Below are 23,026 nucleotides of genomic sequence, written 5' to 3'. Positions count from 1 at the left end.
CTCACTCCCGTGCCGCCGCGACCAGGCGGTCCAGCGCGGGCACCACCCGCGACCACGACTCCGGCGACAGCTCCAGCGCCTGGCGGCTCCCGTCACCCACGTACAGCCAGGTGTCCGCCGACCCCACGCGGCGGTGCAGGCAGAGCGCCAGCTCCTCCCCGACCGGCTGGTCCTCCTCCGGCGGATCGGGCTCGCCGATGCCCCGCAGCTCGACCACCGGGACGACGAGCGAGCTGCTGACGTGGCGACGGTCCCGCTCGTGGTCGCACTGCTCGTGCAGGACGACGCACCAGGGTGGGCACGGCTCGGTCAACCATTGCGGCGGGTTCTGCGTCTGCACGGCTCCTCCTGGGGGTCGGTCACGAGGGCGCGATCCCCCGCTGGCCACACACTCACCAGGGGCACTGACACCGGCTCGGAGTTATCCACAGGGCCGTCCGGCTCACGAGAACCCGAGCAGCTCCTCGGGGGCGACCTCCAGGTCGTCGGCGAGCTGTTCGACCGACTGGAGGGTCAGGTTGCGCTCGCCGCGCTCCACCCCGCCGATGTACGTGCGGTGCACGCCCAGGCGGTCCGCCAGGGCCTCCTGACTCAGCCCCTGCTCCTCGCGAAGTCGACGCAGTTCCTGGCCGACACGGCGCTGCAGCTCTCCCCTCACCCGGTCAACGGTCGATCCTCGCTACTGATCCGTCTACACACTCATCAGTAGCACACGGCAGGTGAGAGGTCGATGGCCCGAGGAGGAATTGAGGGGCCGGACGGACAGAACGCGTGGTCCGGCGCCGGCAGCGGACCCGCCGACGCGTGCGCGGAGCACCGGATCGATTCCCGGCGCGTTTCACCCGGACGCGCACACGACTCGGCCCGCCCGCGGCACCGTCGCACGCGAGCCGTCCACGGCCCCGGTCAGCGCTCGCGCACCCAGTTCAGTCGCGGGTCGGCAGCGGCGCCGACCCGCACAGCAGGTCCCGCCAGCCCACACCGAGCCGCTCCGACAGCTCGGTCACCGTGCTGAGCGTGAGATTCCGCTCGCCCCGCTCGACCGCACCGACGAACGTCCGGTGGTAGCCGATCGCATGGGCGAGCTGCTCCTGACTGAGACCGCGCTCCTGCCGGATCCGCCGCAGGGCGATCCCCAGCGTCAGATGCAGTTCCCGATCCATGTCTGCCAGAGTGGCGCGGCGCTACCTATCCGTCGACATACCGATGAGTAGCACTTCCCTGATCAGCAACGCTTTCACTCAGGTGGTGCCACCACGGCCGCCCGACGCGCTCGCCACGCGGCCCACCCCACGACGGCGATCAGGATCACCCCGACCGCCACGCCCGCGGCAGCGAGCCAGCTCAGCCCGACCGGGGCGGCATCCAGCGGCACGCTCCGCGCCACGCCGTCCGGGGACCACCGGCAGGCTGCCGCCGGCGGCAGCACCGCGTAGCTCACCCGGGCGTCGTCGGTGCCGGCCGCGGCGGCCGCCACGCAGGGCTGCTCCTCGCCCGCCCCGGTCAGCATCGATCCGGTCGCGACCTGCACCCAGAGCACGATCAGGGTCAGCAGCCCGGCCAGCGCCAGACCGGATCCGGCCAGCAACGCCCCGGCCCGCAGGGTCTGCCGGCCTCGCACGCGTCCCGCCACGTCAGTCCTCCGCCCGTTCCGCGATCAGCTCGGCCGCCCTGGCCACGGTGGCCAGCGTCGCACGGGCGACCCGCACCGCGTCCGGCACCACCGGGTCGGGCGCCGGGGCGAGCACGGTGAGCGATCCGAGCCCGGCGTTCGCGAGCCCGACCCGTCCCCAGCCGTCCAGCAGCGGCTGCGCCACACCGCGCACGTCCGGGCCCGCGCACTGCGAGGTGCGCGGGGGCTCGACCTCGGCCCACAGCCGCAGTCCGTCCTCCACCGCCTGCGCGACCGGCTCCCACCGCCGCTCGTCCAGCGTGGACACCCGCACCGCGATGCCGTCCGCACCGGCACGGCGCACCACCGGCGCCAGGTCGGCCCCCGCGCCCAGATGCACGGCCACCCGCCGCGCCCCGCCGTCCCGCAGCAGGCCGATCATCCGGGTGAGCCGTTCGGCGACCTCGCCCGCCGGCACCGACCGCAGCCGGGCGTAGCCGGAGAACGTCGGCAGCGTCCCGGCCACCACCGCGGCCAGCAACGGCTCGTGCAGCAGGACGGTCGGCTCCGCGTCGGGCAGCACCCGGGCCACCGCGGCCAGCTGCTCGGCGATCCCCGCACCCAGCGACTCCACGATCTCGGTCGTCGCGCCGCGGTCCGCGATCGCCCGGTCACCCCGGGCCAGGTACACCGACCCGGCCAGGGTCACCGGACCGCAGACCGGCACCAGCAGCGGGCCGGACCACCCGTGGGCCGCCACCGCGAGCGCGTCGACCCCCTCCCGCCGGACCGACTCCAGTCGCGCGGCGTCGTGCCCGGGCCGGTCGGACAGCCGCCAGCCGTGCGGTCCGAGCTCGGCGGGCAGGTCGAGCAGCAGCCCGAGTCCCGCCGCGAGCCCGGTGTGCTCCGGTCCGCGGGCGGGCAACCGGACCGCCCACGGCATGCCGACCGCGGGCTCCGGCGTCTCGGCGATCTCCCCGGTGACCTGCGTCTGCGCTTCCAGCTGGTCGGTGCCCGGCCAGGGCCCGACGCCGGAGACCTCGACGCTCACGCGGTGCGCGCCGCGGCGGGGTGGGCGGCCGAGACGGTGGCCTGCCCGAGCACACGGTCCCCGCGGTAGAGCACCGCCGACTGCCCGGGTGCGACCCCCCGCAGCCGGTCGTCGTCGACCTCGATCCGCAGCCCGCCGCCCGCGGTGGTCCGGGCCCGGACCGGCACCGCGCCGCCGTGCGCACGGACCTGGAGCGAGCAGTCGATCCAGTCCTCCGGCGCCGGCACGAACCACACCGCGTCCTCGCCGTCGACCGCGCCGACGGTCAGGTCCGCCGCCGAGCCGACCACCACCCGGTTCTGCACCGGCTCGATGGACAGCACGTAGCGCGGCCTGCCGTCCGGGGCGGGCCGCCCGAGGTTCAGGCCCTTGCGCTGGCCGACCGTGAAGCCGTAGGCCCCGTCGTGCTCGCCCAGCACCGTGCCGTCCGCCGTCACGATCTCCCCGGGCCGGGAGCCCAGCCGGTCGCGCAGAAATCCCTGGGTGTCGCCGTCCGCGACGAAGCAGATGTCGTAGGAGTCCGGCTTGGCGGACACGCTCAGCCCCCGGGCCGCGGCCTCGGCTCGCACCTGCTCCTTGGACGGCACGTCGCCGAGCGGGAACATCGCGCGTGCCAGTCGTCGCGGGCCCATCACGGCGAGCACGTAGGACTGGTCCTTGGCCGGATCGACCGACCGGCGCAGCAGCGGCAGCCCGTCGTCGTCCAGCCCGGCCCGGGCGTAGTGCCCGGTGCACACCGCGTCGAACCCGAGCGCCAGCGCCTTGTCCAGCAGCGCGTCGAACTTGATGTGCTCGTTGCACCGCACGCACGGGTTCGGCGTCCGGCCCGCCTCGTACTCGGACAGGAAGTCCGCGATCACGGTGTCCTCGAACCGCTCGGACAGGTCCCACACGTAGTACGGGATGCCCAGCACGTCCGCGGCCCGGCGCGCGTCACCGGCGTCCTCGATCGAGCAGCAGCCCCGCGACCCGGTCCGCATCTGCGCCCGGTTGCGGGACAGCGCCATGTGCACCCCGACCACCTCGTGCCCGGCGTCCACCGCCCGTGCGGCGGCCACGGCGGAGTCCACCCCGCCGGAGAGCGCGGCCAGCACCCGCATCAGCGCACCCCCACCATGCCGGCGACCCGCGCCCGTTCGACCACCCCGGGCAGGGCGGCCAGCAGCGCCGCCACGTCCTCCTCGGTGGAGGTCCGGCCCAGGCTGAACCGCAGGGCGCCGCGCGCTGTGGGCTCGTCCAGGCCCATCGCCAGCAGCACGTGCGAGGGCTGGGGCACCCCCGCCTGGCAGGCCGAGCCGGTCGAGCACTCCACCCCCGCGCTGTCGAGCAGGAACAGCAGCGAGTCGCCCTCGCAGCCCGGGAAGGTGAAGTGCGCGTTCGCGGGGAGCCGGTCCGGCCCGGTCGGCCCGCGCAGCACCGCATCCGGCACCGCGGCGCGGACTCCGTCGACCAGGCTGTCCCGCAACGCCGACAGCCGGGCGGTCACCGCCGCGCGCTCGGTCACCGCCTGCTCCACCGCCACCGCGAGCGCCGCGATCCCGGCGACGTCCAGGGTTCCCGACCGCACGCCCCGCTCCTGGCCGCCCCCGTGCAGCACCGGTGTCAGCTCCAGCCCGCGCCGGGCCAGCAGTGCTCCCGCACCGACCGGGCCACCGAGCTTGTGCCCGGTCAGCGTCAGCGCGTCCAGTCCGGCCCCGGCGAAGTCGACCGGCACCTGACCCACCGCCTGCACCGCGTCGGAGTGCACCGGCACCCCGTGGGCGGCCGCGACCCGGGTGATCTCGGTCACCGGCTGCACGGCTCCGACCTCGTTGTTCGCCCACATCACCGACACCAACGCGGTCCGCTCGCCGTGCACGGCCAGCTCGGCGGCCAGCGCCTGCGGGTCCACCCGGCCGTCGGCGTCGACGTCCAGGAAGACCAGCTCCGCACCCTCGTGGGTGGCCAGCCACTCCGCGGGGTCCAGCACCGCGTGGTGTTCGACCGACGACACCACCACACGGCGTCGCTGCTGGTCAGCGGTCCGTCGCGCCCAGAACAATCCCTTGACCGCCAGGTTGTCGGCCTCGGTGCCGCCGCTGGTGAAGATCACCTCGGACGGCCGGGCGCCGACCGCGGCGGCCAGACGTTCGCGCGACTCCTCCACCACGCGCCGGGCCGCTCGGCCCGCGGTGTGCAGCGACGACGGATTCCCCGCGGAGAGGTGCGCGGTCATCGCCGCGACCGCCTCCGGGGTCATCGGCGTGGTCGCCGCATGGTCCAGATACGCGTTCACGCCACGAGTCTACGAAGGCGTTTGGCAGGATGTGCGCGTGAGTGCCGACGACGCGACGACGCCAACCCCGGCCCCGCTGGCTTTCAGCGGGCAGCGCCTGGACTGGCGTGACCTGCCGCGCGCAGTGCGCACCCGGATCCAGGAGCTGGCCGGAGCGCAGGTCACCGCCGAGATGAGCGCCACCACCGGGTTCAGCCCGGGCTTCGCCGCGGTGCTGGAACTGGCCGACGGCCGGGGGGTGTTCGTCAAGGCGGTCTCGCCGGAGCAGAACCCCCAGTCCCCCGAGCTGGCCCGGGCCGAGGTGCGTGCCGCCCAGGCGATCCCCGACCAGGTCCCGGCCCCGGGGCTGCTCTGGCACGGTGACGACGGCGACTGGGTGCTGCTCGGCTTCGAGGTGGCCACCGGTCGCCCGCCGCTGCTGCCCTGGCGCCCCGCGGAGCTGCGCAGGGTGCTCGACGCGATGGCGGTGCTGGCCCGGGCCGAGCCGCTGCCCGGGCACCAGCTGATCGGCACCGACCAGCACTTCGCCGCCGACTTCCGGGGCTGGCAGACCCTGGCCGCCGGACCCGGCGCCGCCCTGGACCGCACCGCGGACTGGGCCGACGGCACCGGGGACTGGCTGCGCGGTCACCTGGACCACCTGGTCGCCTGGTCCGCCGACGCCACCGACGCCCTGGTCGGCGACCGCCTGGTGCACGGCGACCTGCGGGCCGACAACGTGATGATCGACACCGAGCACGTCGCCCTGATCGACTGGCCGCACGCCAGCGTCGGTGCCGGATGGGCCGACCTGGCGTTCATGCTGCCCAGCGTCGCCATGCAGGGCGGTGGCCTGCCGCAGGAGATCTTCTGGTCCGAGCCGATGTCCGCCGGGGTGGAGCCGGAGCGGCTGCGCGCCGCGGTGGCCGGGCTGGCCGGCTACTTCACCCACGGCGCGCTGCAGCCGCCCCCGCCCGGCATCCCGAACCTGCGCCGGTTCCAGCGGGCGCAGGCCGAGCAGGCCCTGCTCTGGTTGGCGCAGCTGGCCTAGCGGCCCCGGGCGCGCAGCTCCGCGGTCACCGCCGGGATCACCTCGAACAGGTCCCCGACGATCCCGTAGTCCGCGATCTCGAAGATCGGGGCCTCCGGGTCCGGGTTCACGGCGACGATCGTGCCGGAGGCCTGCATCCCGCCACGGTGGTGCACCGCGCCGGACACGCCCGCGCCGATGTACAGCCGCGGGGTCACGGTGACACCGGTCTGGCCGATCTGCGCCTCGTGCCCGATCCAGCCCTCGTCGGTCGCCACCCGGGTCGCGCCGACGGCGCCGCCGAGCACGTCCGCCAGCTCCTCCAACGGCGTGAAGTCGCCGTCGGTGCCACGTCCGCCCACCACGACGATCTCCGCCGAGCCCAGATCGGGCCGGTCGGAGGGCACGGTCGGGGTGTGCTCGACCACCCGGATCCCGCGCACCGCCGAGGCCGCCGACACCTCGTGCTCCCGGACCTGCGCCGGTGCGCCACCGGTCGCGGCCGCCACCACGGCGCCGGCCTTGAGCAGCACCACCGCGGGGGCGGTCAGCACCGCGCACTCGGTGGTCCAGGTCCCGGCCAGCACCGTCTTGTCCGCGACGACCCGGCCCTGGCCGTCCCGCCGGACCGCGGTCGCGTCGCTCACCACACCGGCACCGGTGGCCACCGCCAGGTGCGCGGCGACCTCCTTGGCGTCGAAGCCCGAGGTGCCGAGCACCACCGCCGACCTCGCGACGGCGACCAGCGCGGCGCCCTGCACCGCGGTCAGCCGGACGTCCGCGTCGGTCACCCGCACCCGGTGCAGCGTGGTCACGCCGAAGCGCCCGAGGTGCTCCGGCACGTCGGCGGCCATCGCCTCGCCGATCCAGACCGCGTGCACCTCGCCCAGGCCGCGCCCGGCGGTGACCGCCTCCAGCGCGGCGGGGCGCAGCGCGCCGTCCTCGGTGTGGTCCAGCAGCACCAGCACGTCGCTCATCGGTCGCCCTCCCGGACCAGTCCCTGCTCGATCAGCCATCCGGCCAGTTCCCGACCGGCGTCCTCCCCGCCGGTGACCAGCACCCGGTCGGTGCGGGGCGGCCGGGGCGCGGCGGTCAGCACGGCGGTGCGCGAGCCGGACTCCCCCACGGTCGCGGGGTCGAGATCCAGGTCCGCCAGCGCCCAGGTCTCCACCGGCTTCTTCCGCGCGGCCATGATCGCCTGGAAGTTCGGGTAGCGCGGCTCGTTGGCCCGGTCGGTGACCGACACCAGCGCGGGCAACGGGGCCGCCAGCACCTCGGTGGCGTGGTCCAGGTCCCGGCGCACGGTGACCTCTCCGTCGGCGACCGTCAGGTCCGCGGCCAGCGTCAACGCGGGCAGCTCCAGCAGGTCGGCCAGGGTGGCGGGCAGCAGCGAGGTCAGCCCGTCCAGCCCGGCCATCCCGGTCAGGACCAGGTCCACGTCGCCGACCCGGCGGATCGCGGCGGCCAGCACGGTGGCGGTGGCGAACACGTCCGACCCGGCGACGGCGTCGTCCAGCACGTGCACCGCGGCGTCCGCGCCGAGCTGCAGTCCGCGGCGGGCGGCGTCCTCGGCGTCATCCGGGCCGACGGTGACCACGACGACCTCGACGTCGTCCGGGTCGTCGGCCGCCTCGGCGATCCGGGCGGCCGCCTCCAGGGCGTTCTCGTCCAGCTCGTTGATCGTCCCGTCCCCGCCGTCCCGGACCATCCGGTGGTCGGGGCCGAGTTCACGGTCGGCCTGGATGTCGGGCACATGCTTGACGCACACCACGATCTTCACCCCGTGAACGTTACCCGCCGCTCAGCTCCGGTTCCCGGGTGCCGCAGAATGGGACCGTGAGCGCCCCCACCCCCACCCGCCTCGGCGTGCACCTGGTCGACGACGGCATCGAGGTCGCCGTGCTCGCCCCGCACGCGGACGCCATCGACCTGTGCCTGTTCGACGACCACGGTGCCGAGCACCGGATCCGCCTGGACGGCCCCGACCTCGGCGTCTTCTCCGCCCGGGTGGCCGGCGTCCGGGCGGGGCAGCGCTACGGCCTGCGAGCGCACGGGCCCTGGGACCCGGCGGCCGGTCTGCGGTACAACCCGGCCAAGCTGCTGGTCGACCCCTACGCCGTCGGCCTGACCGGCGAGCTCGGCTACGGCCCGGAGACCTACGGGCACCGGGTGGACGACGACCTGGCCGGCGACCCCTACGGTCCGGCCGACGACCGGGACTCCGCCGCCCACGTCCCGCACGGCGTGGTGCTCGACCTGACGCAGGACCCGGACGCCGACCCGACCCGCAACCGTCCGCACGTGCCGTGGGCGGACACCGTGGTCTACGAGGCACACGTCCGCGGCCTGTCCGCACGGCATCCCGGGGTGCCCGCCGACCAGCGCGGCACCTACGCGGCGCTCGGCCACCCGTCGCTGATCCAGCACCTGCTGCGGCTGGGCGTCACCGCCGTCGAGCTGCTGCCGGTGCACGCCTGCGCCCCCGAACCCCACCTGGTCGCGCGCGGGATGACCAACTACTGGGGCTACAACACGCTCGGCTTCTTCGCCCCGGACCCGCGCTGGGCCAGTGCAGCCGCCCGGGCCGCCGGACCCGCCGCCGTGCTCGCCGAACTGCGCACCGCGGTGCACCGGCTGCACGAGGCCGGCATCGAGGTGCTGCTGGACGTGGTCTACAACCACACCAGCGAGGCCGGGCTCGGCGGCCAGCACCTCAGCCTGCGTGGCCTGGACTCCGCGGTCTACTACCTGCACGACGGCGGGCACCCCGCCGCGCTGGCCGACGTCACCGGCTGCGGCAACACCCTCGACTTCCGCCGGACCGAGGTGGTCCGGCTCGCCCTGGACTCGCTGCGGTTCTGGGTGCAGGAGGTGGGCGTGGACGGCTTCCGGTTCGACCTGGCGGTCACGCTCGGCCGGGGACGCATGGGCTTCGACCCGGACCACCCGTTCCTGGTCGCGACAGCCACCGATCCGGCGCTGCAGGACGTCAAGCTGATCGCCGAACCCTGGGACCTGGGCCCGGGCGGCTGGCGGACCGGCCAGTTCCCGCTCGCCTGGGCGGAGTGGAACGACAAGTTCCGCAACTCCACCCGGTCGTTCTGGCTGGCCGACCCCGCCCGGGCCACCCGTGGCGACGCCGGGCACCGGGTCCGCGACCTGGCCACCCGGCTGTCCGGCTCGGTGGACCTGTTCGGGCACTCCGATCCCCCGCTGCGCCGCGGCACCCGTGCCTCGGTCAACTACATCACCGCGCACGACGGCTTCACCCTGGCCGACCTGGTCGCCTACGAGCACAAGCACAACGAGGCCAACGGCGAGCAGAACCGGGACGGCACCGACGACAACCGGTCCTGGAACCACGGCATCGAGGGGCCGGTGGAGGCCACCGCCGTCGCCGCTGACCTGCTGCCGATCCGGCGCCGCTCGATCCGCAACCTGCTCGGCACCCTGCTGCTGTCCGCCGGGACGCCGATGCTCACCGCCGGGGACGAGATGGGCCGCACCCAGCAGGGCAACAACAACGCGTACTGCCAGGACGGCGAGCTCTCCTGGCTGCCCTGGGAGCTGTCCCCCTGGCGCCAGGACCTGCTGGCCACCACCCGGCACCTGACCGCGCTGCGCCGCGCCCACCCCGCGCTGCGCGGCCAGCAGTTCTACACCGGACGCGCCGTGGACGGTCGCGAGCCCGACCTGGCCTGGTTCGACCCGCAGGGCGAGCCCTTCACCCACGAGCGCTGGCACGACGGCGACCTGCGCACCCTGCAGATGCTCCGGGTCCGGGACGACGACGCGGCACTGCTGGTGCTGAACGGGTCGCTGGAGCCCCAGACGGTGACCCTGCCGCCCGGCACCGACTGGCAGCTGGTCTGGGACTCGGCCTGGGAACACCCGGACGACGCCCGGACGGCAGCGGTCGAGGGCGATCTGGACACGGCCGGGCCGGTGCTGACAGAGCCGTTGAGCCTGCGGCTGTACGTGCGCCCGGCGTAGCGTCAGAGGTCCACGACCACCTTGCCGCGGACGTGCCGCCCGGCCTGGAGCTCGACGGCCGCGCGGACCTCGCGGAGCGGGAAGGTCGCTGCGATCGGCACGCGCAGCAGCCCGCCCGCCGCCAGGCGCGCGATCTCCTCGAGAGCGGCCGGCCCGGCCTGCGCGCCGTTCGCCGCCTGCACGCCCTCGACCACGGCGGCGATGGTGCAGAGGCGCCCGTCGGGGACCCTCAGTTCCCGCGCTGCCGCCACCGTGTCCGTGCCGTGCAGATCGAGTGCCGCGGTGACCGGGGCGACGGCCAGCGCACGCACCCGGTCCGCGAGGCCGGCACCGTAGGCGACCGGCTCCGCCCCCAGGGACCGCAGGTACTCCGCGGTCGCCGGAGACCCGGTGCCGATCACCCGGGCGCCGGCGATCCGGGCCAGCTGCACCGCGAACACACCGACACCGCCACCGGCCCCGCCGATCAGGACCGTGTCCTGCGGCCCCAGCCGCAGCACGGCGAGCGCCGCGGCGGCCGTGCTGCCGGCGATGGCCAGCGTCGCCGCGGTGCGGTCGTCGACCCCGTCCGGGGTGTGGTGCGCGATGCCGGTGGCGATCCCGCCGTCGGCCCGCACGACCACGTGATCGGCCAGAGCCCGGGAGAGCGCCGCGCCGTACACCCGGTCGCCCGCCGCATAGCCCACGGCGCCCGCACCGACCTGGTCCACCACGCCGGCGAAGTCCGTGCCGAACCCCGAGGGCAGGCTCAGACCGAACCGGGCCGCGGACTGCGCGTCGGCGGTCATGAACCAGTCCATCGGATTGAGACCGGCCGCGGTCACCCGGACCCGGATCTCCCCCGGACCGGCCTGCGGCGTCGGCACCCGCTCGACGGCCAGGTGCTCCGGTCCGCCGAAGGCGGCCAGTCGGACCGCCCGGTCGGTGCCGACCTCGTGCGCGTGCTCGTGCTGCATGGCTGCTCGCCTCTCCGCGGAACCGGTAAGCGGACTATGCTCCGCTTGACCCACGATAACCGGAGCGTGTTCCGTTTGACCACCCAGGATCCGCGCGAGCCCCGAGCCGACGCCGCCCGTAACCGCGCGCACCTGCTGGCGGTTGCGCAGCGCACCTTCACCGCGGGCGGCCCCGAGACCTCGATGCGGGCCATCGCCCGGCAGGCCGGTGTGGGCATCGGGACGCTGTACCGCCATTTCCCCACCCGCGAGGCACTGGTGGAGGCGCTCTACCGCGACCAGGTCGATCGCCTCACCACCAGTGCGGACGAGCTCCTGGCCGACGTGGCGCCGGCAGAGGCCCTGCGACGCTGGATGGACCTCTACGGCGAGTGGATCGCCGGCAAGCACGGAATGCTGGACACCCTCCGCGTGATGGTCGAGTCCGGCAGCCTCCCGCACACCGAGACGCGCGCGGCGATCCTGAGCGCGATCTCGACGATCCTCGACGCCGGGGCCGTGGCCGGCGATCTGCGCTCCGACGTCACCGCCACCGAGGTCTCCGCGGCCCTGATCGGGCTCTTCACGGTCGGACAGCAGGCGGGCGGCACGATCCGCACCGACCGCCTGCTCGACGTCCTCCTGGACGGACTGCGCCCGCCGCGGCCCTGAGGACCGCGGCGGTCTCACCCGGCCGCGTTCGTCACCAGCCCCACCTCGGCCACCGAGCTCAGCCCGGTGTGCCGCGGCACCACCCGCACGCTGTACCCGAACGGGCCCGACGCCTCCAGCGTCACGTCCCCCGCGAACGCGTGCCGCCCGGCCTCGTAGCTCTCCACCAGGCCCAGCGGGTCGCTGCTGAACGCGGCCAGCTCGTCGCTCTCCGACACCCGGCCGTGCACCACCTGCACCTCGACGTCCGCCGGGTCCAGGTCGCCGAGCGAGACGTACGCCCGCACCCGGAGCGTGTCGCCGACCTGCGGCACCTCACCCAGACCGGCGGACTCCACGTGGTCCACCCGCACACCGGACCAGCCCGAACGCACCCGGCCCTTCCAGGCGGCGAGCTCGCGCGCACCGGTCAGGTCGGCGGCGGCCAGCTCCCGGCCGGCGACGGTGGCCGGGAGGTACAGCCGGTCCACGTACTCGCCCACCATCCGCGTGGCCTGCACCTTCGGGCCCAGGGTGGCCAGGGTGTGCCGGACCATCGACAGCCAGCGCTGCGGCAGGCCACGGGGGTCCCGATCGTAGAACCGCGGCGCGACCTGGTTCTCGATCAGGTCGTACAGCGCGGAGGCCTCCAGGTCGTCCCGGCGGTCGGCGTCCTCCACCCCGTCGGCGGTCGGGATCGCCCAGCCGTTCTGGCCGTCGAACCATTCGTCCCACCAACCGTCCAGGATGGACAGGTTCAGTCCGCCGTTCAGCGCGGCTTTCATCCCCGACGTGCCGCAGGCCTCCAACGGGCGCAGCGGGTTGTTCAGCCAGACGTCGCAGCCCGGGTAGAGCGACTGGGCCATCGCGATGTCGTAGTTCGGCAGGAACACGATCCGGTGCCGGACGTCCGCCTGGTCGGCGAACCGGACCAGCTGCTGGATCAGCCGCTTGCCCTGCTCGTCCGCCGGGTGCGACTTGCCCGCGATCACCAGCTGGATCGGCCGCTCCGGGTCGGTGAGCAGCCGGGTCAGCCGCTCCGGGTCGCGCAGCATGAGGGTCAGCCGCTTGTAGGTCGGCACCCGCCGGGCGAAGCCGATGGTCAGCACGTCCGGGTCGAGCACGCCGTCCACCCAGCCGAGCTCGGCCGGACTGGCCCCGCGCTCGCCCCAGGAGGTGCGGACCCGGCGACGCGCCTCGGTCACCAGGGCCTCGCGCAGGGTGCGCCGGATGCCCCAGAGCTCCGCATCCGTGATCGCGTCGGCGCGCAGCCAGTCGTCGTCCTCGGTCAGCCGGGTGTCCGCCAGGTCGCTGAGTCGCCGGTCCACCCAGGTCGGCGCGTGCACGCCGTTGGTCACCGACGTGATCGGCACCTCGGTGTCGTCGAAGCCCGGCCACAGGCCGTCGAACATCCCCCGGGACACCTCACCGTGCAGTAGCGACACCCCGTTGGCCCGACCACCGAGCCGCAGCCCCATCACCGCCATGTTGAACACCAGCGGGTCGCCGCCCGGGTAGTCCTCGGCGCCCAGCGCGAGCACCCGGTCCACCGGCACCCCGGGGTCGGCGTTCGTCCCGCCGAAGTACTGGCCGATCAGCCCGGTCTCGAACCGGTCGATCCCGGCCGGCACCGGCGTGTGGGTGGTGAACACCGTCGCGGCACGCACCGCCTCCAGCGCCTCGTCGAATCCCAGCCCGGCCTCGGTGACCAGCTCGCGGATCCGCTCCACCCCCAGGAAGCCCGCGTGGCCCTCGTTGGTGTGGTAGACCTCCGGCGCCGGGGTGCCGCTCAGCCGGGCCCAGACCCGCAGCGCACGCACCCCGCCCACGCCGAGCAGCAGCTCCTGCTGCAACCGGTGCTCCCCGCCGCCGCCGTACAGCCGGTCGGTGACTTTGCGGGCGTGCTCGTCGTTCTCCGGCACGTCCGAGTCGAGCAGCAGCAGCGGCACGCGGCCGACGGTGGCCACCCAGATGTGCGCGTGCAGCGTGCGGTCGCCGGGCAGTGCGATCCGGACCGTCGACGGGGCGCCGTCCGGTTCGCGCAGCAGGGTCAGCGGCATCCCGTGCGGGTCCAGCACCGGGTAGGACTCCACCTGCCAGCCGTCCCGGGTCAGCGCCTGCTTGAAGTAGCCGGCGCCGTAGAGCAGGCCGACGCCGACGATCGGGACGCCCAGGTCGGAGGCGCTCTTCAGGTGGTCCCCGGCCAGGATGCCCAGACCGCCCGAGTACTGCGGCAGCACCGCGGTGATGCCGAACTCCGGGGAGAAGTACCCGATGGACGAGGGCAGCTCGGGCTCGGTGACCTGCCGTCGCTGGTACCACCGGGGCTCGGTCACGTACTCGCGCAGGTCGGTCGCGGCCGACCGCACCGCGGTCACCACGTCGGGATCGGCGGCCAGCTCGGCCAGCCGTTCCGGCGGGAGCGCGCCGAGCAGGGCGACCGGATCGCCGTGCACCTGGTCCCAGAGCTCCGGGTCGATGCGGGCGAACAGGTCGCGGGTGGGCGCATGCCAGGACCAGCGCAGGTTGTGCGCGAGCTCGTCCAGTTCGGCGAGCGCGGCGGGCAGCGAGGTGCGGACGGTGAATCGACGGATCGCTCTCACGAGATTCACCCTACGCACGTGAGCTGGCTCACGAACAGGACCCGGACATGAATTCCCCGCCACCGGATGCCCGGCACCCCCACCAGTGGATAGGTTCGCGGATGTGACATCGACGACTCCGGCCGCCCGCCGGTCCCGCCGTGCCCCGAGCACGGCCGACACCCCCGCCCCGCTGCTCGGCCACCCGCCGATCGGCCGGATCCCCGTGGTGGACGTCTCCCCGGTGGTGGACGCCGGGCGCTGGCCCGCCAAGGCCGCCGTCGGCGAGGCCCTGCCGATCCGTGCCACCGTGTTCCGCGAGGGGCACGACGCCGTCGCCGCCACCGCCGTGCTGGTCGACCCGGAGGGCCGGGACCACTCCCGCGCGCCGATGGTCGATATCGCCCCGGGACTGGACCGCTACGAGGCCCGGCTGGTCCCGGACCGCCCCGGCCGGTGGGGATTCCGGGTCGAGGGCTGGTCCGACCCCTACGGCACCTGGTCGCACGACGCCCCGCTCAAGGTCGACGCCGGGGTCGACGTCGAGCTCATGCTCACCGAGGGCGCGCTGCTGCTCGACCGGGCCGCCGAGCCGCTGACCGGGAAGGTCGCCCGCACCCTGGCCGATGCCGCGACCGCCCTGCGCGACGGCACCCGTCCGGCTCAGGCCCGGCTGTCCGCGGGGCTGACCGCCGAGGTCCGCGCCGTCCTGGCCGCCCACCCGGTGCGCGAGCTGCTCAGCCCGTCGCCGACCTACCCCCTGGTGGTCGACCGCACGCTGGCGCTGTCCGGCTCCTGGTACGAGATCTTCCCGCGCTCGATCGGTGCGACCTACGACGAGGCGACCGGCACCTGGATCTCCGGCACCCTGCGCACCGCCGCCCGCGATCTGCCGCGGATCGCGGAGCTGGGCTTCGACGTGGTCTACCTGACCCCGATCCACCCGATCGGCACCACGCACCGCAAGGGCCGCAACAACACGTTGGAGACCCGGCCGGGCGACCCGGGCTCGCCCTATGCGATCGGCTCGCCGGACGGCGGGCACGACGCGATCGACCCGACCCTGGGCACCTTCGCGGACTTCGACGCCTTCGTCGGTGAGGCCAAGGAGCTCGGGATGGAGGTCGCCCTCGACCTGGCGTTGCAGTGCTCGCCGGACCACCCGTGGGTCGCCGCGCACCCGGAGTGGTTCACCACCCGGTCGGACGGCACGATCGCCTACGCAGAGAACCCGCCCAAGAAGTACCAGGACATCTACCCGCTGAACTTCGACAACGACCCGGAGGGCATCTACCGCGCCGTCCGGGACGTGCTGCAGGTGTGGATCGACCACGGCGTCACCGCCTTCCGGGTGGACAACCCGCACACCAAGCCGCTCAGCTTCTGGGAGCGGCTGCTGGCCGACGTCCGCGCCGCGCACCCGGAGGTGGTCTTCCTCTCCGAGGCCTTCACCCGTCCGGCGATGATGCTGAACCTGGCCCGGATCGGCTTCCACCAGTCGTACACCTACTTCACCTGGCGGAACACCAAGGAGGAACTGGCCGAGTACCTGGCCGAGGTCTCCGGTGAGCAGGGGTCGTGGATGCGGCCGAGCTTCTGGCCGACCACCCACGACATCCTGACCCCGTTCCTGCAGACCGGCGGGGCCGCGGGCTTCGCGATCCGGGCGGTGCTGGCCGCGCTCGGCTCCCCGACCTGGGGCATCTACACCGGCTACGAGCTGGTCGAGGACGTGCCCCGGCCCGGCGTCGAGGAGCAGATCGACAACGAGAAGTACGAGTTCAAGCCGCGCGACTGGTCGCAGGCCGAGCCGCTCGGCATCGCCGCCCTGCTCCGGGCGCTGAACACCATCCGGCGCGAGCACCCGGCGCTGCGCCAGCTGCGCAACCTCGCCGTGCACCCCACCTCGGACGACAACCTCCTCGCGTTCTCGCGGCACCTGCCGGCGGACCTGTCGCCGACCGGCCACGCCGACACCGTGCTGGTGGTGGTGAACCTGGATCCGCGTGGCGCCCACGACGGCACCCTCGACCTGGACCTCGGCGCACTGGGCCTGGAGCCCGACGCCCGGTTCGTCGCTCACGACGTGCTGTCCCAGGAGGTCTACGCCTGGGACGCCCACCCGTGGGTCCGGCTCGATCCCTACCAGCGGGTGGCGCACGTCATCCAGGTGGAGCGGGTGTGAGGGCGGCGGGCGCGGCGGGCGGCGCGCCGGTGCCGCACGCCGACTCGGGCGCGCCCACCACCCAGGCGATCGCGGTGACCGCCCTGCCCCCGCACCGCCAGCCGGAGGTCCCGGACCGCCCCGAGGCCGGTGGCCTCTCCGACGACCCTCACTGGTACCGGACCGCGGTGTTCTACGAGGTGATGATCCGGTCGTTCTCGGACGCCTCGGGAGCCGGGTCCGGCGACCTGCGCGGCCTGACCGCCCGGCTGGACTACCTGCAGTGGCTGGGCATCGACTGCCTGTGGCTGCCGCCGTTCTTCCCGTCCCCGCTCCGGGACGGCGGTTACGACGTCGCCGACTTCACCGCGGTCGCCGCCCAGTACGGCAGCATCGACGACTTCACCGCCCTGGTCCAGGCCGCCCACGACCGTGGCATCCGGGTGGTGGTCGACCTGGTGATGAACCACACCAGCGACCAGCACCCGTGGTTCCAGGCCTCGCGCTCCGACCCGGACGGCCCCTACGGCGACTTCTACGTCTGGAGCGACGACAACACCCGCTACCCGGACGCCCGGATCATCTTCGTCGACACCGAGTCCTCCAACTGGACCTTCGACCCGGTGCGACGCCAGTACTTCTGGCACCGGTTCTTCAGCCACCAGCCGGACCTGAACTTCGACAACCCCCGGGTGGCCGAGGCGATGATCGACGTCGCCCGGTTCTGGCTCCGGCTGGGCGTGGACGGCTTCCGGCTGGACGCGGTCCCCTACCTCTTCGAACGGGACGGCACCAACGGGGAGAACCTGCCGGAGACCCACCAGTTCCTCCGTCGGCTCCGGGCCGCGATCGACGCCGAGTTCCCCGGCCGGATCATGCTGGCCGAGGCGAACCAGTGGCCCGAGGACGTGGTCGAGTACTTCGGCACCGAGGACGACCCCGAGTGCCACATGTGCTTCCACTTCCCGGTGATGCCTCGGATCTTCTACGCCCTGCGCGACCAGCGGGCCACCGCCATCGTGGACATCCTGGCCGACACCCCGCGGATCCCGGCCGGCGCTCAGTGGAGCACCTTCCTGCGCAACCACGACGAGCTCACCCTGGAGATGGTCTCCACGGAGGAGCGCGCGTCGATGTACGGCTGGTACGCACCGGACTCCCGGATGCGCGCCAACATCGGCATCCGGCGCCGGCTGTCCCCCCTGCTCGACGACTCCCGCAAGGAGATCGAGCTGGCGCATGCCCTGCTGCTGTCCCTGCCCGGCAGCCCGTGCCTCTACTACGGCGACGAGATCGGCATGGGCGACAACATCTGGCTGCCCGACCGGGACGCGGTCCGCACCCCGATGCAGTGGACCCCGGACCGGAACGCGGGCTTCTCCACCTCCGACCCCGGCAAGCTCTACCTGCCGGTGATCCAGTCGCTGGTGCACCACTACAACAACGTGAACGTCGAGGCGCAGCTCGCGCAGACCACCTCCCTGCTGCACTGGGTGCGCGGCATGCTCTCGGTCCGCCGGCGCTATCCGGCGCTGGGTCGCGGCGACTACGTGGCGGTGCCCGCGGACAACGAGGCCGTGCTCGCCTTCACCCGCTCGGACGGCGACCAGACCCTGCTGGTGGTGGCCAACCTCGCCGCCACCGCCCGTTCCGGCACCCTCACCGTGCCCGCGCTGGCCGGTCGCACCCTCCGGGACGTCTTCGGCGGCAGCGACTTCCCCACCGTGGCCGCCGACGGCACGGTCACCCTGACCCTCGGGTCCCGCGACTTCTACTGGCTGGCGGTGGAGTGATGTCCGACCGACAGGTCTCGCACGAACCGCGCGACGACGCGCTGGCCGCACTGCTGGGCCCCTGGCTGCCGCACCGGCGGTGGTTCCCGGCCAAGGGCACCCAGGCGCAGGTCAGCGCCGTCGGCGGCACCACCCTGGTCGATCCCCGGTCGGAGGCCGAGGTCCGGGTGCTCCTGCTCCGGGTCGAGTCCGGTTCCGGCGAGTCCGTGCTCCAGGTCCCGCTCACCCTGCGGCCCGACGTGGACACCCCCGACGCGCCGGACGACCCCGCCGCCCTGATCGGCACGCTGCCCGACGGCACCCGGGTCCGCGACGGGGCCGGCGACCCCGCCTTCCTGCGCGCCTGGCTGGCGGACGCCGACGTCGATCCCGACGCGCCGGTCCGTCCCGACCAGCTCGGCGACCCCCGGGTGATCTCCGGCGAGCAGTCCAACACCTCGGTGATCCTGCCCGGCGCCGGCCCCGAGGGACGCACCGCCATGCTCAAGGTGTTCCGCGGCCTGTCCGCCGGGGAGAATCCCGACGTCGACGTCCCGCGCGCGCTGGCCCGGGTCGGCTGGGAGCACGTACCCCGGCCGCTGGCCTGGATGTCCGCCCGCTGGCCGGACCGTCAGGGTGTCGTGCACGGCCACCTGGAGGTGCTGAGCGCCTTCGTCCCCGGCGCCGCGGACGGCTTCGAGCTGGCCTGCGACATGGCCGGTCGGGGCGAGTCCTTCGCCGAGCTGGCCCGGGACCTGGGCGAGGTGATCGCCCAGATGCACACCGCCCTGGCCGAGGCGCTGCCGGTGCCCGACGACGGCAGCGGCCACCGGCCCGCCCCGACCGGCCAGGACCCGCTCCCCACCGACCCGTCGTCATCCGCCGAGCCGGGCTGCCCCGCCGCCCGGGACCTGGCCACCGCGCTCACCGACCGCTTCGCGTGGGCCGCCGGCATCGTGCCGGAGCTGGCCGGCCACCACGACGCCGTGCACGCCCTCGCCGACCGGGTCCGGATCCTCACCGGGCTGCCCGCCCGCCAGCGGGTGCACGGCGACCTGCACCTCGGCCAGGTGTTGCGTGGTGACGGCACCTGGTACGTCCTGGACTTCGAGGGCGAACCGTTGCGCCCGATGTCCGAACGCACCCGCCCCGACCAGCCGTTGCGCGACGCCGCGGGGATGTTGCGCTCCTTCGACTACGCCGCCGCGGTCGGCCACGCCCCCGAGGCCTGGACCCGGGTCGCCCGCGAGGCGTTCTGGTCCGGCTACACCGCCGGTTCCGGCGCCCTCGACCCCGCTCTTGCCGCCGTCCTGCTGCGCACCCTGGAGCTGGACAAGGCCCTCTACGAGGCGGTCTACGAGTCCCGCAACCGACCGGACTGGCTGGTCATCCCCCTGCACGGCATCGAGCGGCTGCTGGACTGACCGGGTTGTCCCGACCACAGCCGATCGACCATGCTGGCGGCCATGCAGATCGTCTTCGCCGGGGACAGCGTCACCGACTGCGGTCGCCGCGGTGAGCCCGAGGCGCTGGGACACGGCTACGTCCGCCTGCTCGCGGACGGGCCGCTGGCCGGGCACGCCGTCCGGAACGTGGGCGTCGACGGCAGCCGGATCGTCGACGTCGCCGACCGCTGGACCACGGACGTCCTCGACCCGCGTCCGGACCTGGTCAGCCTGCTGATCGGGATCAACGACACCTGGCGGCGCTACGACTCCGGTCTGGTCTTCCCTGCCGCCGACTACGAGCACACCTACCGCGACCTGCTCACCGCCCTGCCGTCCGGCACCCGGGTCGTCCTGCTGGAGCCGTTCGTCCTCCCGGTCACCGACGACCAGTCCCGCTGGTGGGACGAGGACCTGGCGGCCCGGGTCGAGGTGGTGCACCGGGTCGCCGCCGACCACGACGCCCTTCTGGTCCCCACCCGGAGCATGCTCACCGCCGCTGCCGCCACCTCCGGCAACGCCGCCCTCGCCGCCGACGGCGTGCATCCCACGCCCGAGGGCCACCGGCTGATCGCGGACCTGTGGTGGCGCACGGTGGCGCCCACCCTGGCCTGAGCCGCCGTCGGCGCACCCCGGCACCGGGCCCGTTCGGGCGGCATCACCCCGCCACCAGGGTCCATGTCGCTGCAGGAACCGCCCGGTGGTGGTTGGGTAGGTCCATGGACCGCGGAACGTCGCCCGTCACCGTCGACCCCGACACGCTGCGCGCCGTCGCGGCCGGGACCCACCACGAGCCGCACGCCGTGCTCGGCCCGCATCGCACGCCCACCGGCGTGGTGGTGCGGACCCTGCGCCCCCTGGCGGACGCGGTCGTGGTGCGGACCCCCACGGGTCGCACCCCCGCCGAGCACGAGCAGGACGGCATCTGGACCGCCGTGCTCCCGGACACCGAGGTCCCGGACTATCGGATCGAGGTCACCTACGGCGCGGACACCACGACCGTCGACGATCCCTACCGCTTCCTCCACACCGTCGGCGAGCTCGACCGGCACCTGATCTCCGAGGGTCGCCACGAGCAGCTGTGGCAGGTCCTCGGCGCCAACCTCCAGCACTACCCCGGTGCCCTCGGCCCGGTGGACGGCACCGCCTTCGCCGTGTGGGCCCCGAACGCCCGTGCCGTCCGCGTGGTCGGCGACTTCAACCACTGGCAGGGCGCCTCGCACGCCATGCGCTCGCTCGGCAGCTCCGGCGTCTGGGAGCTCTTCGTCCCCGGGGTCGGCGCCGGCGCCCGGTACAAGTTCGAGGTGATCGGCCCGGACGGCCACGCCCGGCAGAAGGCCGACCCGCTCGCCAAGGGCACCGAGGTCCCGCCCGCCACCGCCTCGATCGTGGTCGAGTCGAACCACACCTGGTCCGATGACGAGTGGATCGCCGCCCGGTCCGCCGCCGACCCGCACGCCGGCCCGATCAGCATCTACGAGGTGCACCTCGGCTCCTGGCGCAAGGGCCTGTCCTACCGGGACCTCGCGACCCAGCTCACCGAGTACGTCCTGGAGCTCGGCTTCACCCACGTGGAGTTCCTCCCGGTGGCCGAGCACCCGTTCGGCGGGTCCTGGGGCTACCAGGTCACCTCCTACTACGCCCCGACCTCGCGGTTCGGGCACCCCGACGACTTCCGTCATCTGGTCGACACCCTGCACCAGGCCGGGATCGGCGTGATCATCGACTGGGTCCCCGCCCACTTCCCCAAGGACGAGTGGGCCCTGGCCCGCTTCGACGGCACCCCGCTCTACGAGCACCCGGACCCGATGCGCGGCGAACAGCTCGACTGGGGGACCTACGTCTTCGACTTCGGCCGCAGCGAGGTCCGGAACTTCCTGGTCGCCAACGCCACCTACTGGCTGGAGGAGTTCCACGCCGACGGTCTGCGGGTGGACGCCGTCGCCTCCATGCTCTACCTCGACTACTCCCGAGAGCCCGGTCACTGGCGCCCGAACGTCCACGGCGGGCGGGAGAACCTGGAGGCGATCGCCTTCCTGCAGGAGGCCAACGCGACCGCCTACCGCCGCACCCCCGGCGTCATGATGATCGCCGAGGAGTCCACCGCGTGGCCCGGCGTCACCGCCCCCACCGATGCGGGCGGCCTCGGGTTCGGCCTGAAGTGGAACATGGGCTGGATGAACGACACCCTCCGCTACCTCGCGGAGCAGCCGATCAATCGCCGCTACCACCACCACGAGGCCACGTTCTCCCTGGTGTACGCCTTCTCCGAGCACTTCGTCCTGCCGCTCTCCCACGACGAGGTCGTGCACGGCAAGGGCTCCGTCCTGCGCAAGATGCCCGGCGACGACTGGCAGCAGCGCGCCGGCGTCCGCGCCCTGCTCGGCTACCAGTGGTCCCACCCGGGCAAGCAGCTGCTGTTCATGGGCACCGAGTTCGCGCAGAACACCGAGTGGGCCGAGTCCCGGTCCCTCGACTGGTACCTGCTCGACCACGCCGAGCACCGCGGCGTGCACTCCGCCGTGCGCGACCTCAACGCCCTGTACCGGGCGCACCCCGCCCTGTGGGCACTCGACCACTCCTCGCAGGGGTTCGAGTGGATCGACGCCAACGACGCTGACCACAACGTGCTCGCCTACCTGCGTCGCGACGACCACGGCGACGTGGTGGCCGTCGTGATCAACTTCTCCGGCGTCCCGCACGAGGACTACCGGCTGGCACTGCCCCAGGGCGGCGTCTGGACCGAGGCGCTCAACACGGATGCCACCGAATACGGGGGCTCCGGTGTCGGCAATCTCGGTCAGGTCGAGGCCCGGCCCGAGCCCTACCACGGCCGCGCCTTCTCCGCGGTGCTCCGGGTCCCTCCGCTCGGGGCGCTGTTCCTGACGCCGGCCTGAACCGCGTCTCCGCCGACACCGTCTTCCAGGCCGGACGCCCCGATCCGAGCCTGACAGCCCCATCCACGGCACCTGTCGAGCGCCGGGGACATCTCATCGTGCATCGGCGAACAGCGCTGGATCCATCGCGGCCACCCACCGCGGATGTGTCTCCGGCGCTCCGTTGCACCCGTCTCCGCAGCGCCCCCACGGCGTCCGACGCCCCAGCAACCCCCCGGAGTCCTCCGCCTGTGGCGACCGTGTGCGACCGTCTCCGGGTACGACGGGCACACACCACGGTCGCCGGACACGGCGACCACCCCAATGGCTGTCGCCGCCGCCCGCGCGTCCACGGAACCCGAGGCCGTCCGGCCGGAAGAGCTCTCGATGCTGTACGTCCTCGCCCGTGAGCACGGGAGCGGAGTCGGACAGGCGCTCCTGGACGCGGTGCTCGGCGATCGGCCGGCCTCGCTCTGGGTGGCGGCCGACAATCCCCGTGCCCGGGCCTTCTACCGGCGTAACGGATTCGCACCGGATGGCGCGACGTCGGCCTTCGGCCCGATCCCCACCACGGTGCGGCTGGTGCGCTGATCGGCGAGGAACGCGCGGCGCGAGGACCACGGGTCACGGGCCCGAACACGACGAAAGGCCACCCCCGATG

Annotated in this window: 20 protein-coding genes; 9 read left to right on the top strand and 11 right to left on the bottom strand. The window is 73.8% G+C overall.

The features are described from left to right. Position 1: 1 nt before the first annotated feature. From OGL89_RS11175 to OGL89_RS11145, 7 genes are all read right to left on the bottom strand, one after another. Positions 2–340: a hypothetical protein gene (locus OGL89_RS11175; protein WP_263120179.1), complete on the bottom strand. Its 339-nt coding sequence runs from the start codon at positions 338–340 to the stop codon at positions 2–4. A 102-nt stretch (positions 341–442) separates the two neighbouring features. Beyond that, complete coding sequence (locus OGL89_RS11170) at positions 443–658, bottom strand: helix-turn-helix transcriptional regulator (protein WP_263120178.1); 216 nt, start codon at positions 656–658, stop codon at positions 443–445. A 268-nt stretch (positions 659–926) separates the two neighbouring features. After that, the gene (locus OGL89_RS11165) at positions 927–1,163 is read right to left on the bottom strand and encodes a helix-turn-helix transcriptional regulator (protein WP_263120177.1); all 237 of its coding nucleotides are present in this window, start codon (positions 1,161–1,163) and stop codon (positions 927–929) included. A 74-nt stretch (positions 1,164–1,237) separates the two neighbouring features. Then, positions 1,238–1,633: a hypothetical protein gene (locus tag OGL89_RS11160; protein ID WP_263120176.1), complete on the bottom strand. Its 396-nt coding sequence runs from the start codon at positions 1,631–1,633 to the stop codon at positions 1,238–1,240. Position 1,634: 1 nt separating this feature from the next. After that, complete coding sequence (locus tag OGL89_RS11155) at positions 1,635–2,663, bottom strand: hypothetical protein (protein WP_263120175.1); 1,029 nt, start codon at positions 2,661–2,663, stop codon at positions 1,635–1,637. Next, a complete protein-coding gene (gene mnmA / locus OGL89_RS11150; protein WP_263120174.1) occupies positions 2,660–3,763 on the bottom strand; it encodes a tRNA 2-thiouridine(34) synthase MnmA in 1,104 nt (367 codons plus the stop codon). The genes OGL89_RS11155 and mnmA overlap by 4 nt, the downstream gene beginning before the upstream one ends. Further along, the gene (locus OGL89_RS11145) at positions 3,763–4,938 is read right to left on the bottom strand and encodes a cysteine desulfurase family protein (protein ID WP_263120173.1); all 1,176 of its coding nucleotides are present in this window, start codon (positions 4,936–4,938) and stop codon (positions 3,763–3,765) included. The genes mnmA and OGL89_RS11145 overlap by 1 nt, the downstream gene beginning before the upstream one ends. Positions 4,939–4,975: 37 nt before the next feature. Here OGL89_RS11145 and OGL89_RS11140 point away from each other — a divergent pair, with 37 nt between their 5' ends. Continuing rightward, positions 4,976–5,968: a phosphotransferase gene (locus OGL89_RS11140; protein ID WP_263120172.1), complete on the top strand. Its 993-nt coding sequence runs from the start codon at positions 4,976–4,978 to the stop codon at positions 5,966–5,968. Here the strand turns inward: OGL89_RS11140 and OGL89_RS11135 are convergent. Beyond that, positions 5,965–6,924, bottom strand: a complete 960-nt coding sequence (locus tag OGL89_RS11135) for an electron transfer flavoprotein subunit alpha/FixB family protein (protein WP_263120171.1) — start codon at positions 6,922–6,924, stop codon at positions 5,965–5,967. The two genes, OGL89_RS11140 and OGL89_RS11135, sit on opposite strands and share 4 nt — an antisense overlap. Continuing rightward, positions 6,921–7,727, bottom strand: coding sequence for an electron transfer flavoprotein subunit beta/FixA family protein (locus tag OGL89_RS11130; RefSeq protein ID WP_263120170.1), 807 nt, complete (start codon positions 7,725–7,727; stop codon positions 6,921–6,923). Before OGL89_RS11130 ends, OGL89_RS11135 begins: the two co-directional genes overlap by 4 nt. A gap of 56 nt (positions 7,728–7,783) precedes the next feature. Here OGL89_RS11130 and glgX point away from each other — a divergent pair, with 56 nt between their 5' ends. Next, entirely contained in the window at positions 7,784–9,940 is a 2,157-nt protein-coding gene (glgX, locus tag OGL89_RS11125) for a glycogen debranching protein GlgX (protein ID WP_263120168.1), read from the top strand. 2 nt (positions 9,941–9,942) lie between these two features. Here the strand turns inward: glgX and OGL89_RS11120 are convergent, their stop codons facing one another. Beyond that, positions 9,943–10,896: an NADP-dependent oxidoreductase gene (locus OGL89_RS11120; RefSeq protein ID WP_263120167.1), complete on the bottom strand. Its 954-nt coding sequence runs from the start codon at positions 10,894–10,896 to the stop codon at positions 9,943–9,945. Positions 10,897–10,971: 75 nt separating this feature from the next. Between OGL89_RS11120 and OGL89_RS11115 the strand changes: the two genes are divergently transcribed. After that, a complete protein-coding gene (locus OGL89_RS11115; RefSeq protein WP_263120166.1) occupies positions 10,972–11,547 on the top strand; it encodes a TetR/AcrR family transcriptional regulator in 576 nt (191 codons plus the stop codon). Between the two features lie 14 nt (positions 11,548–11,561). Here OGL89_RS11115 and glgP read toward each other — a convergent pair whose 3' ends face one another. Next, positions 11,562–14,129: an alpha-glucan family phosphorylase gene (gene glgP, locus OGL89_RS11110; protein ID WP_263120164.1), complete on the bottom strand. Its 2,568-nt coding sequence runs from the start codon at positions 14,127–14,129 to the stop codon at positions 11,562–11,564. A 172-nt stretch (positions 14,130–14,301) separates the two neighbouring features. Between glgP and OGL89_RS11105 the strand changes: the two genes are divergently transcribed. From OGL89_RS11105 to OGL89_RS11080, 6 genes are all read left to right on the top strand, one after another. Then, positions 14,302–16,293, top strand: coding sequence for an alpha-1,4-glucan--maltose-1-phosphate maltosyltransferase (locus tag OGL89_RS11105; protein WP_276582332.1), 1,992 nt, complete (start codon positions 14,302–14,304; stop codon positions 16,291–16,293). An 83-nt stretch (positions 16,294–16,376) separates the two neighbouring features. Then, positions 16,377–18,065: a maltose alpha-D-glucosyltransferase gene (gene treS, locus OGL89_RS11100; RefSeq protein ID WP_276582331.1), complete on the top strand. Its 1,689-nt coding sequence runs from the start codon at positions 16,377–16,379 to the stop codon at positions 18,063–18,065. After that, positions 18,065–19,468: a phosphotransferase gene (locus tag OGL89_RS11095; protein ID WP_263120163.1), complete on the top strand. Its 1,404-nt coding sequence runs from the start codon at positions 18,065–18,067 to the stop codon at positions 19,466–19,468. Before treS ends, OGL89_RS11095 begins: the two co-directional genes overlap by 1 nt. Positions 19,469–19,510: 42 nt before the next feature. Beyond that, positions 19,511–20,104: a GDSL-type esterase/lipase family protein gene (locus OGL89_RS11090; RefSeq protein WP_263120162.1), complete on the top strand. Its 594-nt coding sequence runs from the start codon at positions 19,511–19,513 to the stop codon at positions 20,102–20,104. Between the two features lie 104 nt (positions 20,105–20,208). Further along, positions 20,209–22,386: a 1,4-alpha-glucan branching protein GlgB gene (glgB, locus tag OGL89_RS11085; protein ID WP_346770704.1), complete on the top strand. Its 2,178-nt coding sequence runs from the start codon at positions 20,209–20,211 to the stop codon at positions 22,384–22,386. Positions 22,387–22,689: 303 nt separating this feature from the next. Continuing rightward, positions 22,690–22,956: a GNAT family N-acetyltransferase gene (locus tag OGL89_RS11080; protein ID WP_346770703.1), complete on the top strand. Its 267-nt coding sequence runs from the start codon at positions 22,690–22,692 to the stop codon at positions 22,954–22,956. Positions 22,957–23,026 lie beyond the last annotated feature (70 nt).

This window comes from Cellulomonas sp. RIT-PI-Y, from assembly GCF_025642745.1.
Taxonomy (GTDB): domain Bacteria; phylum Actinomycetota; class Actinomycetes; order Actinomycetales; family Cellulomonadaceae; genus Cellulomonas.
Note: the sequence above shows the minus strand (reverse complement) of the source record. Positions and strands in the feature narration are given on the sequence as shown.

Excerpts from the sequence above, each read along its gene's own strand:
- OGL89_RS11165 (WP_263120177.1), bottom strand. The coding sequence starts at position 1,163 with ATGGATCGGGAACTGCATCTGACGCTGGGGATCGCCCTGCGGCGGATC.
- mnmA (WP_263120174.1), bottom strand. The coding sequence starts at position 3,763 with ATGCGGGTGCTGGCCGCGCTCTCCGGCGGGGTGGACTCCGCCGTGGCC.
- OGL89_RS11135 (WP_263120171.1), bottom strand. The coding sequence starts at position 6,924 with ATGAGCGACGTGCTGGTGCTGCTGGACCACACCGAGGACGGCGCGCTG.
- OGL89_RS11120 (WP_263120167.1), bottom strand. The coding sequence starts at position 10,896 with ATGCAGCACGAGCACGCGCACGAGGTCGGCACCGACCGGGCGGTCCGA.
- OGL89_RS11095 (WP_263120163.1), top strand. The coding sequence starts at position 18,065 with ATGTCCGACCGACAGGTCTCGCACGAACCGCGCGACGACGCGCTGGCC.
- OGL89_RS11090 (WP_263120162.1), top strand. The coding sequence starts at position 19,511 with ATGCAGATCGTCTTCGCCGGGGACAGCGTCACCGACTGCGGTCGCCGC.
- glgB (WP_346770704.1), top strand. The coding sequence starts at position 20,209 with ATGGACCGCGGAACGTCGCCCGTCACCGTCGACCCCGACACGCTGCGC.
- OGL89_RS11080 (WP_346770703.1), top strand. The coding sequence starts at position 22,690 with ATGGCTGTCGCCGCCGCCCGCGCGTCCACGGAACCCGAGGCCGTCCGG.